Below are 13,964 nucleotides of genomic sequence, written 5' to 3'. Positions count from 1 at the left end.
GTCGTCCGTCCACGCGGGTCAGGTGCGCAGGGTGCGGGTGGTCGGGCAGGGAGCCGGAACGGCGCACTGGACGCACTGTCCGTCCGGACCGGGGGCGTGCAGGAGCAGCGCGGCGGAGATCCGGCCGAGCAGTGGGGCGCGCAGGAAGGGGGTGGCCGAGCACACGGCGGCCTCGGCCAGCACGGGCACGGCGGTCCCGGTGAGCCGGACCGGGCCGAGGGCGGCGTCCCGCAGGCCCGCGGCGGCGGCCAGGACGCTCTGTCGGTGCGCGTGCTCGAAGTCGTCCGCGAGGCAGGCCGGGAGCGGGTGGTCCGTCCGGCTCATCCGGTGCTTTCCCCGGCGGGGGCGGACTGCGGCACCGGTTCGATCTTGTCGATGAGGGCGGCCATCGAGCCGGCGATCACGTCCCACTCCTGGCGGTGCCGGATGGGGCGCAGGTTCCGGTCGCGGTCGGCCTGGCTGTGCAGCACCACCTGGCGGCAGGCCTCGGCGAACTCGGCCGGAGTGTCGGCGAAGTGCACGACGTCGCCGTAGTCCGCCACCACGTCCGGAACCCGGGTGGACACCACCGGCAGCCCGGCCACCAGGTATTCCAGGGTCTTGGTGGGGCTGATCGAACGGGTGGCCTCGTTGAGGGCGAAGGGCATCAGGGCCACGTCGAAGCCCGCCAGTTCGCCGGGCAGGTCGTCGTAGCGGGTCAGACCCGCGTAGTCCAGGTTGGCCGCGCGCGGCACGCTGTCCGGGTCGATCTTGGTGACGGGCCCGACCATCCTGATCGTCCAGTCCGGCAGCTCACGGCTGAGCCCGCGCAGCAGCTCCAGGTCGAGCCGTTCGTCGATGACCCCGACGTACCCGGCCACCGGGCGCTCGTGCCGCCGGCGCGCGCCCCGGGCCCGGGTGAAATGGGCGGTGTCCACCCCGCTGGGAAAGCAGTGGACCTCGTGGGTGCGCCGGCCGGCCACCGACTGGTGCAGGGAGCGTCCGCCGGTGAAGACGATGTCGGCGGTCCGCAGCAGCTCGCCCTGGCGCCGCCGCATCCCGGCCGAGGCCCCCACGAAGGAGGACAGGTCGTCCATCACGTCGTAGATCACCCGGCCGGGGCGCAGAGCCCGCGCCGCCTCGACGGCCATGGGGGTGTACAGCCACACGTCCGGTGCCGCCGGGCGCCCCTCACCGGCGAGCATGTCGGCGAGCAGGCGGCCGTAGTCGTCGGCGGCAGGGTCGTCGAAGCACAGGAACTCCGGCCGGCCCTCGGCCCGTGGTACCACCAGCCACACCCGTACGACGTCTCCGTGGTCCTCGCGGCGCAGCCGCGGGGCCGGCACATCGCCCGAGACGGGCTCCTCCACGAACCAGGTCCTCGCCCCCCGCTCGGCGCGGGCCCGCGCCAGGCGGGACACCAGTTGCTGCGGGCGCTGCCACACCCACACCCAGCGCAGGTGCGACAGCACGACCAGATCCGGGTCCGCGGGCACATCGATCACCACAGGCTCCTTCGTCTCCAGCGCCACGTGCACCGACGGCACGCGGTCCTCCGGTGGCGGTTCCTGCCACGGCCAGTGCGCCATGGCGGGTGCGAAACCGGCCAACTGGTCCCGGCAGGGGTCCTGGAACCGGTAGGCGGGCAGGTCCCGCACCGGTGCTCCCGCCGCTGCCGCCCGCCACACCCGGGTGAAGGTCGACTCCCGGCGGGATCCGCCACGGCCGTGACCGGCGACGCCCACCGGGTCGACCCGCCCGGCCGGGCGGGCCAGCAGCGAGTCCCAGTCGCACGAGTCGACCTGCGGGAACCAGCAGTACCCATGCAAGGGCACACCCCGTGCCAGTGCCAACTCGCACTGCTCCAATGTGTAGCGCAACCACGACGCCCGGTCCGAGGGCAGGCCCCGGATGTTGGTCTCGGTCAGCAGCATGGGAAGGCCGTAGCGGTCGCCGTACTGCTGGAGGATCGCGGCCAGGCCCACCGGCCGCGGGGAGGGGGCCCGGGCGCCGGTCTCGTCGTAGAACCACTCCGAGTGGCAGTAGTAGTCCAGACCGAGTACGTCCACCCGTACCGGCGGCAGGTCCAGCAGCGGCTCGCCGCCCGCGGCGATCAACTGGGACAGGAAGGGCCGGCATGGGTCCAGGTCGTGGCCGAGCACCAGGTCCAGGACCACATGGCGCCGGTCGTTGGCCATCCGGGCGTGTGCCTCCCCCGGGCCCGTACCGCTGTGGTGCTCCCCGGTGTCCACCCACACGTGCCGGGCGCCGGGCAGCAGTTCCTCCCAGCACCGGGCCGCCTCGGTGACGGCCGGCAGCACCGAGCGCAGCAGCCTGGTGAAGCCCGCCACGCCCCGGTCGTACGGCGGCCACAGCGCCTCGTGGCCGGCCAGGAACAGGGTGGCGAACGGCTCGTTGAACAGCGTGTACGCGGGCAGCCACGGGTAGCGCTGCGCGACGGCCTCGGCGTAGGCCGTGTAGGCCCCGGCGAAGCGGCGGTCCCGGAAGCCGTCGGTCAGCCAGTCGGGGTACGTGGTGTGGTGGACCAGGTCCACCACCGGCACCGCTCCGCGCTCGCGCAGGTGTCCCAGCGCCCGGTCCGTCTCCGCCCAGTCGAACCCGCCGGGGGCGGGGTTGATGAGCTGCCAGCGCAGCGGATACCTCAGGTGGCGCACCCCGGCGGCCAGGACCTCGTCGATGTCCCGCTGCGGGTGGGCGGCATGGCCGGTGGTGTCGAGTTCGTCGACGCGCCACATCGGCAGGTAGGTGCTCTCGAAGCCGGCCACGAAGGTGCGTCCGGCCGGCGGCAGGGGGGCGAGGTCCGGCTGACGGTTCACAGCTCCTCCAACACCGGCGGGGGGGCGCGCCCGGGACGGCGCCCGACCGGCCCGCGCGCGACGCGACGCGACGTTCGCAACGTAACCGGACCGGCGGCCGCCCGCCCGTCGGCGGCAGTGCCCGGCGGAGGGCCGCGAGCGGTGAGCCGGGGACGGAGGGCCACGGCTGGTGAGCTAGGGAGGCGGTGCGCCCCACACGTCGGGGCCGCCTCCCCGCCAGTCGATCAGCTCCGTGGACGCGAAGTCCAGCACGTCCGGATCCAGCCCGGCCGTACGGAGGAACTCCGCCAGGTCGCGGAGCGAGTACGCGCGCCCCATGATCTTGCTGTCGATGTGCACCAGTCGGCCGCCCGTGGGTGAGGGGGCGTGGACGACGACGGGCGGCAGGATGGCCATGGGGACAGCGTGCGCCCGGGCGGACCCGGGTGCATCCCGGTGCGCTGGGGCGGCCGGCCCGAGTGGCCCGTCCCCCGCCGCGTCCGGACGGGCCGCACGGGCCCCTGAACCGGCCCGTCCGGCCCGGCGGCGTCGCTCGCGTCGCGGCGTGAGATCGGCGTCGACGGTCGGCTTCCCGGCGCGCTGGCCGGCGGGACGCACGCCGACGAGTCCCACACCGATGCGTCCCTGGTGCGCCGGCTGATCGCCGCGCAGTTCCCCCACCGGGTGACCGGCCGCCCCCGCACCGGTCCGTACCGCGGCCCACCGCGCCGGCCGTCCCCGCACCGATCCGGCCGGTCCGCACCGTCCGGTGCGGTCCCGACGCGCGACCGCCGCCGGCGCCCCCTGTGACGGGGGCACCGGCGGCGGGGTGGCGGACTCAGGCCGCGAGCGTCGTGTCCGTCGCGTCAGACGTCCGAGAGGCGACTTCGCCCTGCGCGGGCGCGGCCAGGATCTCGTCGGCGGCGGCGAGCGCGTCGCCGATCGAGCGGGTCCCGGTCGTCACACACAGCGTGTAGGTGACGTCCTCCAGCTCCCGCTCCCACATCGGCTCCGCGTCACTGTTGTTCGCGAGAGCGATACGCGCGCTCGCGTAACGGGCGAGCAGAGTCCTCACATACTGCGGGTCCGGCTTCAACACGGCTACAGCCCCTCCAACAACGGTCCGAAGTGACGTACGTATGCCCGCGCCCACCGGGGTCATTCCACCTTTTTCCGTTCTCCCGCCGCCAGGTGAGGAAGGTCACCGGGCGGACGGGGCGCCGTTGGTGAAGACCGCCCGCACGCAGCCGTCCTTCTTGTGCTTGAACAGGTCGTATCCCCTGACGGCGTCCGTCAGGGGCATGGTGTGCGTCGCCAGGTGCGCGGTGGACAGCTCGCCGGCGGCCATGCGCTCCAGGAGCATCGGGATGTACCGCTGGCCGTGCTGCTGGGCGCCGCGTACGGTCAGCCCCTTGTTGATCACGGCGCCCAGGGGGAACTTGTCGACCGCGCCGGCGAAGACGCCCAGGATGAACACCGTGCCCGCCTTGCGGCACGCGTGGATGGCCTCGCGCACGGCGGTGGGCCGGTCCGTCTGGAGGCGCAGTTGCTGCTTGGCCTGGTCGTAGAGGTGCAGGGGGCCGGTGCCGTGGGCCTCCATGCCCACCGCTTCGATGCAGACGTCCGGGCCCCGGCCGCCGGTGCGCTCCCGCAGTTCGGCGGCGACGTCGGTGGTGGTGTAGTCGATGGTCTCCGAGCCGACGTACCGCTCCGTCATGGCCAGCCGCTCGGGGATCCGGTCGATGGAGATGACGCGTTCGGCGCCGAGCAGGATCGCGGCCCTGGCCGCCATCTGACCCACGGCGCCGCATCCCCAGACGGCCACCGTGTCGCCCGGTTTGACGCCCGCCAGATCGGCACCCATCCAGCCGGTGGGCACGGAGTCCGACGCGAACAGGGCGCTGATGTCGTCCACCGCCTCGGGCACGGGGAAGGCCCCGTAGTCGGCGAAGGGCACGCGCACGTACTCGGCGTGACTGCCGCGCAAACCGCCCATGGCGTGCGAGTAGCCGAAGATGCCGGCCGACTCGTAGCCGAACAGGGCCTGGCCGATCCCGGGGTTGGTGTTGGTGTTGTCGCAGAGCGACCACAGGTCGTTGGCGCAGTACCAGCACCTGCCGCAGCCCACGAACGAGCAGACGACGACCCGGTCGCCGGCCTTGTGGCGGCGGACCCCGGGACCCGTCTCCACCACCTCGCCGATGAACTCGTGGCCGATGACGTCACCGGCCCGCATGGCGGGAATGTATCCGCCGATCAGGTGCAGGTCGGAGCCGCAGGTGGTGCCGGCGACGAGCCGCACGATCATGTCCTGGTCGTTGCGGAGCTCCGGATCGGGCACCTCCTGCACCGACAGCTTGTTCACGCCTTCCCAGCACAGCGCCTTCACAGCACTCCCTCCCCACCCGACCTGCGGGTGATCAGCCCGATGACCTGCCCGGCCGGTGTTTTGCGCGCCGTGGGCGGGTGGTCCGGCGCCATCACCTCGCCCGCCTCCAGGAGGGCCTTGGCGTCGCGCAGCGCCCGCCGGACGTCCTGGCGCGGGTCGTCGCCCTTCAGGCGGGCCACCGGTGAGGTCGACGAGCGGGACGGCGGCTGCCGGAGGCGTGCCGCCAGTTCCGTGCCCCGGCCGCCGGGGGCGGGGCGGGTGCGCACCTCGATGGTGTCGGCGTGGCGCCGGAGCGGCTCCGGCAGTTCCTGCCCGGTGCCGAGTTCCTCGGGCGGGCGATTCACGGTGACCACCAGCCACCGGCCGGCCGCCTCGTCCTGGCTCCGGGCCCGGTCGCGCACCGTGCGCCAGAGCGCCACGGTGGCCCCGGTCATCGCGGTCGCGGCGAGGACGCGCTTGCTGTCGATCATCCGTTGCCTCCCGGCGTGGTGGCTCGGTGCGCCGCGGGCCGGTGACGCGGCAGGGGGCCGACGTCGGAGTGGCGGCCGGGGCGGATCCGTGCGTGCCGCTGTCCCGGGCCGAGACCGTCACGGGCGGCGAGGGCGTCCGCGACGGCGCCGGTGGCGAGGGCGTACACGGCCTTGTGCAGAAGGTCGACGGCCAGTTCCCGCCTCGGCCACGTGGGCGGCGGGGCGCCCACGCCTGTGCCGTTCTCCAGGATCTGGTCGTTGGTCAGCCGTACGGCTCCGAACATCACGGAGGACCACGGTCCGCGGAGCCCTGTCCGCGCCATCACCGCCCGCAGTACGCCCAGGGCGGTGCCCTGCCCGAAGTGCATGACCAGGTTCAGGGGGTCGGGGCGGTCGCCCCGCCACTCCCCCGCCCCCGTCAGCCGCCGGAGCACCTGGGCGGGCACGAAGGAGTCCGGCCGTCCGGTGAGCCGCTGCTCGGCCTTCTCCGCGAGGGTCATCACCGCCGTGCCGGCCGCACCGGCGAGCAGTCCCTGCCACAGCACGCGTTTCATCATGTACCGCCGGGTACCCCGGTCCGCCGCCGCAACCGCGACCGCCGGCAGGTGACCGGATCCGGTACCGGCGCCGCCGGTACCGGGCCTCCCCCGGTCGGCCGTACCGTGTGCCGGATCACGCGCACGCGCACCGGTGCCCGTTCGAGCGCCCCGCGGGCGGGAGCGGTCCCGCCGCGATGGCACGGCGCTGCCTCCCGGTCACCTGCTGGTCCCGTGGAAGCCTCCGGGGGGCGTGGTGCCGTACGGTCCGCGTCTGTACTGTTCGCGGGATGGAGAACCAGACAGACGGCGGGGCGGAACACGTCCCGCACGTCACAAGACCGCGCCTCACCGTCGTACCGGCCGCCGAGGAGGGCGTCCCCGTCCTGGAGCTGCGCGGGGACCTGGACCTGACCACGGTGCCGCTCCTGGTGGACGCGGTGAGCACGGCGACCCGCCGGCACGGCAGGCAGCGCGTCGTGCTGGACTGCGCCGGCCTGCTGTTCTGCGACTCCAGCGGGCTGAACTGCTTCCTGCAGATGCACAACGGCAGCGGCCCCGCCGAAGGTGTCGTGCTGGCGAACCCGGCGGCGGGCGTCAACCGGCTGCTGGACATCACGGGCGCCGATCAGGCGCTCACCGTCGCGCCCACCGTCGGTGCCGCACTCGCCCTGCTGAGGTCCTGAGGCACTGCCCCGCCGGGGCCCCGGTCGCGGCCGCCGGCCAGGGAATTACGTGAGGACGGACATGTCCCCTCCGGGATCGGGAAGCCGATACGGACCTCCGGTTCCGCAGGAACGAAGGGAGAGTGACATGGCCGCCGAACGCGACCACCTGCACGCACAGGGCCATACCGGCCCGATGCAGACCTTGAGTGTGGAACAGACCTGGTATTTCGACGGTGCCCTGAGCAACGTCACCGAGGCCCGTGAGGGCGCCGCCGCCTTCCTGGACGGTTTGGCGCGCACCCAGCCGCCGACCGCGCCGGACGCGCACGACGACGTACTGCTCGTGGTGACCGAGCTCGCCTCCAACGCCTTCGCCTTCGCGCCCGGGCCCTTCAGCCTCCGCCTCCGGGCGGTGGCCGACACGGTGCACGTCGCCGTGGGGGACACCAACCCCTCGGTGCCACGACCGCGACCGGTCGACCTGGCGGGCCGTGGCGGAATCGGCTGGCACCTGATCAACACCCTGGCCGAGGAGACGATCACCGTTCCGGAGAACGGAGGGAAGACCGTGCACGTCTTCCTCCGCTGGTGATCAGACCCGCGGGCGCGCCTCGGGCTCCGGAAGGGCGATACGCGCGATGACCCGTTTGCCGACCGGTTCGAGCCGCACGTCGACGTCCTCGCACAGGGCGAGGACGATTTCCATGCCGTGCTGGCCGACCCGGCCCGGGTCGGCCCCCTGAGCGACCGGCAGCACCGGCGCGCTGTCCCAGACGGTGATCTCCAGGGTGCGCCCGAACACCTCCAGCTCCAGGGCGCAGGGCCCGAAGGCGTACTTGCAGGCGTTGGTGATCAGCTCGCTCACCACCAGCCGCACCGACTCGACCGCCCGGGACGTGGGCGGCAGGCCGTGCACCCGGGTCAGGAAGTCGGCCGCGAAGTGCCGTGCGGCGGCGATGCTGTCCGATCCGCCCTCGTACGCGGCGCCCGCCCGCGACCGAGGGCCGGACGAGGTCACCGGTCCCTGTTCATCCAGCCGTACCGCCGGTTCCATCAGCCCACCCCCTCCGCGGCCGTGTCCTTCGGCCGCCGCTCACTCCACGTGCCTCGCCGCAGCCGGCCATTCCTCCGTCGGTGCGCACGGGCAGGGGAAGAGTGTGTCATGGCTTCGAAGAGGCCCCCATCGGGTCCCGGTGGGCTTCCGGTCACGTTCCGGGCAGCGGGTCCTGTTCGACCTGGTGTTCCGCCGCGGCGGGCGGCCGGCGGGCGGGGTCGCAGCCGGGGCCGTAGCCGTTGAGCCGGGACGCGGGGTCGGTCAGTTCCCGGCCGCAGCGCCGGCAGTAGCGGTGGCGGTAGCCGGTCCGGGGGTCGTCCACCAAGGTGGGCTGGTCAGCGGGTCGTCGTGCCATGCGGTCGATTGTGCCCGGCGCTCCCGGGGCACCGTCCGCACTGCGGCGGTGCCGTCGCGCGCGTGACATCGGGTGGGCCGACCGCACCGATGCGACGGGTGCGCCGCCGGGCCGGCGCCTCTCCCCTCGGCGCCTCCCCGCGCTCCCCGGCGCGTGATGCCGGCAACGGACGCGGCGGCCGGTGCCGCGCCGGGGTACGGCTCCGCCCGTGCTTCCGTTCGGGTGCCGCGTTCGCGCTGTCGGGGCGTGGGCGGCCGTGCGCGCGGACGCGCCGGGCATGCTGGGGCGCGCACCTGTCCGAAGATCCCGCGGAGGCGTGGCCGTGCCGGGTTCCGAGCTGTTCCGCCGCCTCCGCCGGCCGCGCCGCCGTGGCCGGCGGGTACCGGTGCCGCGTACGAGGCCGGCCGCGGCGGCCTGGGCCTGCCTGGCCGCCCTGGCGCCGGGGTGCGCCGCGCAGCCCGTGCCCCCGGACGACGCCGTGCGTCGCGGCGTGGGGCGGCTGGTGCGGGAGGACGGTTTCCCGGCGGCCGTGGCCGCTGTGCGGGACGCCGGTGGCGCGGTGCGTACGTACACGGCCGGGACGGCCGACCTCGTGGAACGGGGCCCGGTGCCGGCCGACGGCTTCGTCCGGATCGGCAGCGGTACGAAGACATACGTGGCCGTGGTGGTGCTGCAACTGGCCGGCGAGGGCAGGGTGGACCTGGACACCCCGATCGGGACCTATCTGCCGGGCGCCGCGCGCGGCCGGGGCACCGACGGACGTCGGGTGACGGTGCGTCAACTGTTGCGGCACACCAGCGGTCTGCCCGACTACGAGCCGCTGCTGGACGCGGACGTCTTCCGCCGGCGCCGCGTCCACCACCGGCCGGAGCGGCTGCTCGACGTGGCCCTCGCGCACGGGCCCGACTTCGCACCCGGGGCGGGGTGGGGCTACAGCAACACCAACTACATCCTCCTGGGCCTGCTGGTGCAGAGGGTCACCGGCCGGCCGCTGGCGCGGGAGGTGGCACACCGGATCCTCCGGCCGCTGGGCCTGCGGCACACCTACTTCCCGGGCACGGGCGAACTGGGGATCCGCCGGCCGCACGCCCGGGGCTACCACGCGAACGCACCCGGCGGGCCGTTGCGCGACATCACCGTGATGGACCCGTCCTGGGGCTGGGCGGCCGGCGCGATGATCGCCACCCCCGACGACGTCAACCGTTTCCTCGTCGCCGTACTCGCCGGGCACCTGCTGGCGCCCGAGCAGAGGCGGGAGTTGCGCGGGACCGTCCCCGCCCCCGCCCTGTGGCGCGGCGCCCGCTACGGTCCCGGGCTGATCAGTACGCCGCTCTCGTGCGGTGGTCTGATGTGGGGTCACGGCGGGGACATCCCGGGTTACGAGACCCGCAGCGGTGCCACCGACGACGGGCGCGCGGTGACCGTCACCGTGACGGCTCTGCCCACGGCCCTGCGCCGGGGCGCGGTGGCCGCCCGGCACGTGCTCGCCCTGGTGGACACCGCGTTGTGCGGGCCGGCGCGGCGGCCCGGCGCCTGAGTCGGCGCCCATGGCCCTGGACGCCCGGCGCCGGCCGGGGTGGCGAGCGGCACACGGCGTGAACCGGCCGGAGCGGCGCCGGAGCGACCGGAGGTGCCGCCGGCAGGAGCTCGGTTCGCACCCCGGGCCGGGGTGCGGGAGGTGGCACGGAGGGGGGTACCGCCGCGGTGGCCGCCGCCGGTGGCTCCCGCTTTCCGGAGCGGGAGCCGGTGCCCGCCGGGGCGCGTCCTCACCCCCGTTCGCCCGGCGGGCCGGGATGGACGGCCGGCGTCAGCTCTTCTTCGGCCTCGGCGTCGGCGGCGACAGCAGCAGCTTGCCGGCGCCCGCTTCCAGCGCGAGGATGCCGCACTCGCGGGTGTCCCGGTAGAAGCCCAGCGGCTCACCGGGGTTGAGGGCTTCCTCGACATCGTTGCCCAACCGCGTGCGGTCGCGGAGAACAGGCTCGGTAGTTGACATACCAACATCCCCTTCGAGGAGAAATGTGCAGTTCCACCTACCAGTGAAACGCGCTCTCGCCCGGCCCGCAAAAGGCGAGTTCGCCCGGGTTCGCCCCCCACAGGCCCCGCGCACGGTGGAACACCGCGGACGAGGGGCTGCGGCGCGGCGTCCGTCCCCGGGCCGGAGGCCTGGTCCGTCCCCGGGCCCGAGGCCGTCCCCGGCCCCGGGCCTGAGGCCGCGTCACCCGGACCGTCGCGGCCCCTGCACAATGCCGCTACACCATGGGGTCGATGTCCCCGCTGGCCCTGCTGCTCTCCCGTTCGCTCTGCTCCCTGAGCCTGCGCGCCCGGTCCCGCAACCGCTGGCGCTCCTCGGGCTCGGCGGAGTGCTCGGCCGCCCGGTCCAGCTCCAGCGCCTTCTCGCGCAGCTGCCGGATCCGGCCGCCTGGTTCGTCGGCAACGCTCATGGCTTCGCCCCTCGGGTGACGTGGACAGGGCCACCAGCGAAACAGCGTCCCCGTCCCGCCGCATCCCGGGCCGACCACCCGGAACCCCGGAACCGCCCGGACGGCCTCCCACGGCCGGCGGGGTCCGGGGTCCCCACGGGCCGGCGGGGTCCGGGGTCCCCACGGGCCGGCGGGGTCCGGGGTCCCCACGGGCCGGCGCACGGCCCGGTGGCCGTGTCACGTCGGGGTGTCGACCGGCGTGAGGGCGCGGGGCGGGGGCACCAGCATCACATGGCCGATCTCTCGCAGTTGATGCAGCAGTCCATGCGCCGCCGCCGTCTGACGCCCCAGGCACTCGCCGACCGGACCGGTATCCGCACCCCGCGCATCCGGGCCTTCGCCGAGGACGGTGCCACGGGGCCGGTCCGGCCGACCGAGCAGGAACTCGTTGAGCTCGCGGCCGCTCTCGCCCTGCCGCTGCCGGAGGTGATGGCCTCCGCGCGGACCGAGGTGGCCGCCGTACCGTCGTAGCCCCGCCGCCCGTCCGGACGGCGGGGCGGGGCGGTCAGTCGGACAGCGGCTTGTCCAGCACGGCCTTGCGGTGACTGAACGTCTCCAGCGAGTAGCGGCCGTGGTAGCTGCCCATGCCGCTTTCGCCCACACCGCCGAAGGGCAGGTCGGAGACGGTGAGGTGGGCAACCGGCAGCCCGATGCCGACGCCACCGGAGGAGGTTTCCGCCAGCAGCCGGTCGCGGGTCGTGGCGGACTCCGTGAACGCGTACAGCGCCAGCGGCTTGTCCCGGTCGTTGATGAACGCGATGGCCGCGTCCAGGTCGTCCACCTCGACGACGGGCAGGATGGGGCCGAAGATCTCCTCGGCCATGACCGGGGAGTCCGGGGACACGCCGGTGAGCACGGTGGGAGCCAGGTAGCGGTCCGCGCGGTCGTGGTCGCCGCCGACGACCGCGCGGCCGGAGCCGAGGAGGCCGGTGAGCCGGTCGAAGTGCCGCTCGTTGACGATCCTGCCGTACTCGGGGGAGGCCGCGGCGTCGTCGCCGTAGGCCTCCCGCACCGCCTTCTCCAGGGCTTCCGCCAGCTCGCGCGCGGTCTGCGGGTCGGTGAGGACGTAGTCGGGGGCGACGCAGGTCTGGCCCGCGTTGAGGAACTTGGCGGACACCAGCCGGGCGGCCACGGTGCGCAGGTCGGTGCCCCGGTCGACGAACGCCGGCGACTTGCCGCCCAGCTCCAGCGTCACCGGTGTGAGGTGTTCGGCGGCGGCGCGCATCACGATCCGGCCGACGGTGCCGTTTCCCGTGTAGAAGATGTGGTCGAAGCGCTGCTCCAGCAGGGCGGTGGTCTCCGGTACGGCACCTTCCACCACGGCCACCGCGTCACTGTCGAGGTACCGGGGCAGCAGGTCCGCGATGGCCCGGGAGGTGGCCGGGGCCAGCTCGCTGGGCTTGGCGACGACGCAGTTGCCCGCGGCGAGCGCGCCCACCACCGGGGCGAGGAGAAGCTGCGCCGGGTAGTTCCAGGGCGCGATCACCAGGACCACTCCCAGTGGGTCCTGCACCGTCCACGCGGACGCCCCGGTGAGGTGCGCCGGGACGTCGACGGGCTCGGGCCGCAGCCAGTCCGCCAGCCGCTCCAGGGTGTGGTCGATCTCGCGCACGGTGAAGTCGATCTCGGTGCGGAAGGCCTCCCGCTCGCTCTTGCCGAGGTCGGCACGGAGCGCGGCGGCGAGCTCCTGGCCGTGCTCGGTGAGCATGGCGCGCAGCCGGCGCAGTTGCCCGGTGCGCCAGGCGGTCGGCCTGGTGCGGCCGGAACGGAAGGTGGCGCGCAGCCGGGCGACGACTTCGGCGGGCTTTTCGGCGGTGGACGGCACCGGGACTCCTCGGACGGGGCTGATCGCTCGCACCCGGGACGGGACACGAGCCTCTTGTATATGTATTCAGCAACCATATGGTGTGGGGTTTTCTTCCCGGGCCCGGGGCCGGCCCCGCGGGCGCGCCGGGCGGGCACCTCCCCCGCCGGGGTGGTCGGCCACACCGGTGGCAACGCGGCGCACGCCGATGTCCATACCCGACACCCGGCACCCGGCCGCCGCCGTGCCCGGTGCGCCCGGGACATGGCAGGAGGCCCCGGAGAGTGGTCTCCAGGGCCTCGTCGGTGCCGGGCGGCTCAGCGGGTGGTGAGCATGCCTTCCCGCAGGCGCTTCAGGGTGCGGGACAGGAGCCGCGAGACGTGCATCTGCGAGCAGCCGAGGCGCTCACCGATCTGCGACTGGGTGAGCTCCTCGACGAACCGCAGGTGGATGATCTGCCGGTCGCGCTCGTCCAGCTCGGCGATCAGCGGGGCCAGCGCGTGGAAGTCCTCGACCAGTTCCATGGCCGGGTCCTCGGCGCCGATGAAGTTGGCGAGGGCGGCCTCGCCGTCGTCGCTGTCGCTGTTGATGGTGGCGTCCAGCGAGCTGGAGTTGTAGCCGTTGGAGGCGAGGCGGGCCTCGATGACCTCTTCCTCGGTGAGGTTCATCAGCGTGGCCAGCTCCTTGACCGTGGGGGTGCGGCCCAGGCGGGTGCGGAGCTCCTCGGTGGCGCGGGCCAGCTCGACGCGTGCCTCCTGGAGGCGTCGCGGGACGTGCACGGCCCAGGAGGTGTCGCGGAAGAACCGCTTGATCTCCCCGACGATGTACGGCACGGCGAAGGTGGTGAACTCCACCTCGCGCGTCAGCTCGAAGCGGTCGATCGCCTTGATCAGCCCGATCATGCCGACCTGGACGATGTCCTCCATCTCGTCCGCGCCCCGGCTCCGGAACCGGCCGGCCGCGTAGCGGACGAGGGACATGTTCATCTCGATCAGCGTGTTGCGGACGCCCTGGTATTCGGCGGTGCCCTCCTCGAGCACGGCCAGCTGGTCGAAGAACACCTTCGACAGAGCACGGGCGTCCTTCGGGGCGACCTGCCGAGGATCGGCCACCTCGGGCAGGGCCGTGGTCCGGCTCTCAGTGGTCGCCGCCTGCTGGGCCGTCGTCATCACCGTCATGCTTCTTCCCTCCCATACCCGTCGACCTTCGTCTTTGTCCCCCGACAAGCCGATGGGCCGCGCCTACCCAGCTTCCACACCCTCATACCTGCCAATCAAAAAAGATTCCCGGGTTCGCCACCGGCTGCTGTGCGCCGTGTGCCGCACGGGGCTCCGGCGCGCGGCGGGGAGGGACGGGACGCGGCCCGGGGGCCGGGCGGGCCCCGGGGGGGGGGGCCCCCGGGGGGGGGGGGGG

The 13,964-nt window shown here is 74.0% G+C and carries 17 protein-coding genes; 4 read left to right on the top strand and 13 right to left on the bottom strand.

Features of this window, described 5'->3' with window-relative positions:
* Positions 1-18: 18 nt before the first annotated feature.
* From AB0H53_RS26430 to AB0H53_RS26400, 7 genes are all read right to left on the bottom strand, one after another.
* A complete protein-coding gene (locus tag AB0H53_RS26430) occupies positions 19-324 on the bottom strand; it encodes a hypothetical protein (protein WP_362118258.1) in 306 nt (101 codons plus the stop codon).
* Positions 321-2,816, bottom strand: coding sequence for a family 1 glycosylhydrolase (locus AB0H53_RS26425; protein ID WP_362118255.1), 2,496 nt, complete (start codon positions 2,814-2,816; stop codon positions 321-323). Before AB0H53_RS26425 ends, AB0H53_RS26430 begins: the two co-directional genes overlap by 4 nt.
* 174 nt (positions 2,817-2,990) lie before the next feature.
* A complete protein-coding gene (locus AB0H53_RS26420; RefSeq protein WP_362118252.1) occupies positions 2,991-3,212 on the bottom strand; it encodes a hypothetical protein in 222 nt (73 codons plus the stop codon).
* 421 nt (positions 3,213-3,633) lie between these two features.
* Positions 3,634-3,894: a DUF5133 domain-containing protein gene (locus AB0H53_RS26415; RefSeq protein ID WP_362118249.1), complete on the bottom strand. Its 261-nt coding sequence runs from the start codon at positions 3,892-3,894 to the stop codon at positions 3,634-3,636.
* A gap of 102 nt (positions 3,895-3,996) precedes the next feature.
* A complete protein-coding gene (locus AB0H53_RS26410; protein ID WP_362118246.1) occupies positions 3,997-5,184 on the bottom strand; it encodes a zinc-dependent alcohol dehydrogenase in 1,188 nt (395 codons plus the stop codon).
* Positions 5,181-5,654: a hypothetical protein gene (locus tag AB0H53_RS26405; protein WP_362118243.1), complete on the bottom strand. Its 474-nt coding sequence runs from the start codon at positions 5,652-5,654 to the stop codon at positions 5,181-5,183. The genes AB0H53_RS26410 and AB0H53_RS26405 overlap by 4 nt, the downstream gene beginning before the upstream one ends.
* Entirely contained in the window at positions 5,651-6,211 is a 561-nt protein-coding gene (locus AB0H53_RS26400) for a hypothetical protein (protein WP_362118240.1), read from the bottom strand. Before AB0H53_RS26400 ends, AB0H53_RS26405 begins: the two co-directional genes overlap by 4 nt.
* 269 nt (positions 6,212-6,480) lie before the next feature.
* Between AB0H53_RS26400 and AB0H53_RS26395 the strand changes: the two genes are divergently transcribed.
* Positions 6,481-6,876, top strand: a complete 396-nt coding sequence (locus AB0H53_RS26395; protein WP_362118237.1) for an STAS domain-containing protein — start codon at positions 6,481-6,483, stop codon at positions 6,874-6,876.
* 127 nt (positions 6,877-7,003) lie between these two features.
* Complete coding sequence (locus AB0H53_RS26390; RefSeq protein ID WP_362118234.1) at positions 7,004-7,450, top strand: ATP-binding protein; 447 nt, start codon at positions 7,004-7,006, stop codon at positions 7,448-7,450.
* On the opposite strand, the gene AB0H53_RS26385 is transcribed toward AB0H53_RS26390, so the two are convergent.
* Positions 7,451-7,912, bottom strand: coding sequence for an ATP-binding protein (locus AB0H53_RS26385; protein ID WP_362118232.1), 462 nt, complete (start codon positions 7,910-7,912; stop codon positions 7,451-7,453).
* Positions 7,913-8,063: 151 nt separating this feature from the next.
* Positions 8,064-8,267 carry a DUF6011 domain-containing protein gene (locus AB0H53_RS26380; RefSeq protein ID WP_362118230.1) on the bottom strand — a complete coding sequence of 68 codons (204 nt, stop codon included), beginning with the start codon at positions 8,265-8,267 and terminating at the stop codon, positions 8,064-8,066.
* Positions 8,268-8,652: 385 nt separating this feature from the next.
* Here AB0H53_RS26380 and AB0H53_RS26375 point away from each other — a divergent pair, with 385 nt between their 5' ends.
* Positions 8,653-9,804: a serine hydrolase domain-containing protein gene (locus AB0H53_RS26375; protein WP_362118228.1), complete on the top strand. Its 1,152-nt coding sequence runs from the start codon at positions 8,653-8,655 to the stop codon at positions 9,802-9,804.
* A 270-nt stretch (positions 9,805-10,074) separates the two neighbouring features.
* Here AB0H53_RS26375 and AB0H53_RS26370 read toward each other — a convergent pair whose 3' ends face one another.
* Together AB0H53_RS26370 and AB0H53_RS26365 are read right to left on the bottom strand one after the other, a co-directional pair.
* The gene (locus AB0H53_RS26370) at positions 10,075-10,260 is read right to left on the bottom strand and encodes a hypothetical protein (RefSeq protein ID WP_362118226.1); all 186 of its coding nucleotides are present in this window, start codon (positions 10,258-10,260) and stop codon (positions 10,075-10,077) included.
* Positions 10,261-10,516: 256 nt separating this feature from the next.
* Positions 10,517-10,708: a DUF6381 family protein gene (locus AB0H53_RS26365; protein WP_362118224.1), complete on the bottom strand. Its 192-nt coding sequence runs from the start codon at positions 10,706-10,708 to the stop codon at positions 10,517-10,519.
* A 270-nt stretch (positions 10,709-10,978) separates the two neighbouring features.
* Between AB0H53_RS26365 and AB0H53_RS26360 the strand changes: the two genes are divergently transcribed.
* Positions 10,979-11,218: an XRE family transcriptional regulator gene (locus tag AB0H53_RS26360; protein ID WP_362118221.1), complete on the top strand. Its 240-nt coding sequence runs from the start codon at positions 10,979-10,981 to the stop codon at positions 11,216-11,218.
* A 34-nt stretch (positions 11,219-11,252) separates the two neighbouring features.
* On the opposite strand, the gene AB0H53_RS26355 is transcribed toward AB0H53_RS26360, so the two are convergent.
* Entirely contained in the window at positions 11,253-12,572 is a 1,320-nt protein-coding gene (locus AB0H53_RS26355) for an aldehyde dehydrogenase family protein (protein ID WP_362118218.1), read from the bottom strand.
* 296 nt (positions 12,573-12,868) lie between these two features.
* Entirely contained in the window at positions 12,869-13,720 is an 852-nt protein-coding gene (locus AB0H53_RS26350; RefSeq protein WP_362118322.1) for an RNA polymerase sigma factor SigF, read from the bottom strand.
* Positions 13,721-13,964 lie beyond the last annotated feature (244 nt).

The sequence above is a fragment of the Streptomyces sp. NPDC050856 genome, from assembly GCF_040653855.1.
Taxonomy (GTDB): Bacteria; Actinomycetota; Actinomycetes; order Streptomycetales; family Streptomycetaceae; genus Streptomyces.
The sequence above is the reverse complement of the archived record's forward strand: the minus strand, read 5'-3'. Positions and strand labels throughout refer to the sequence as shown.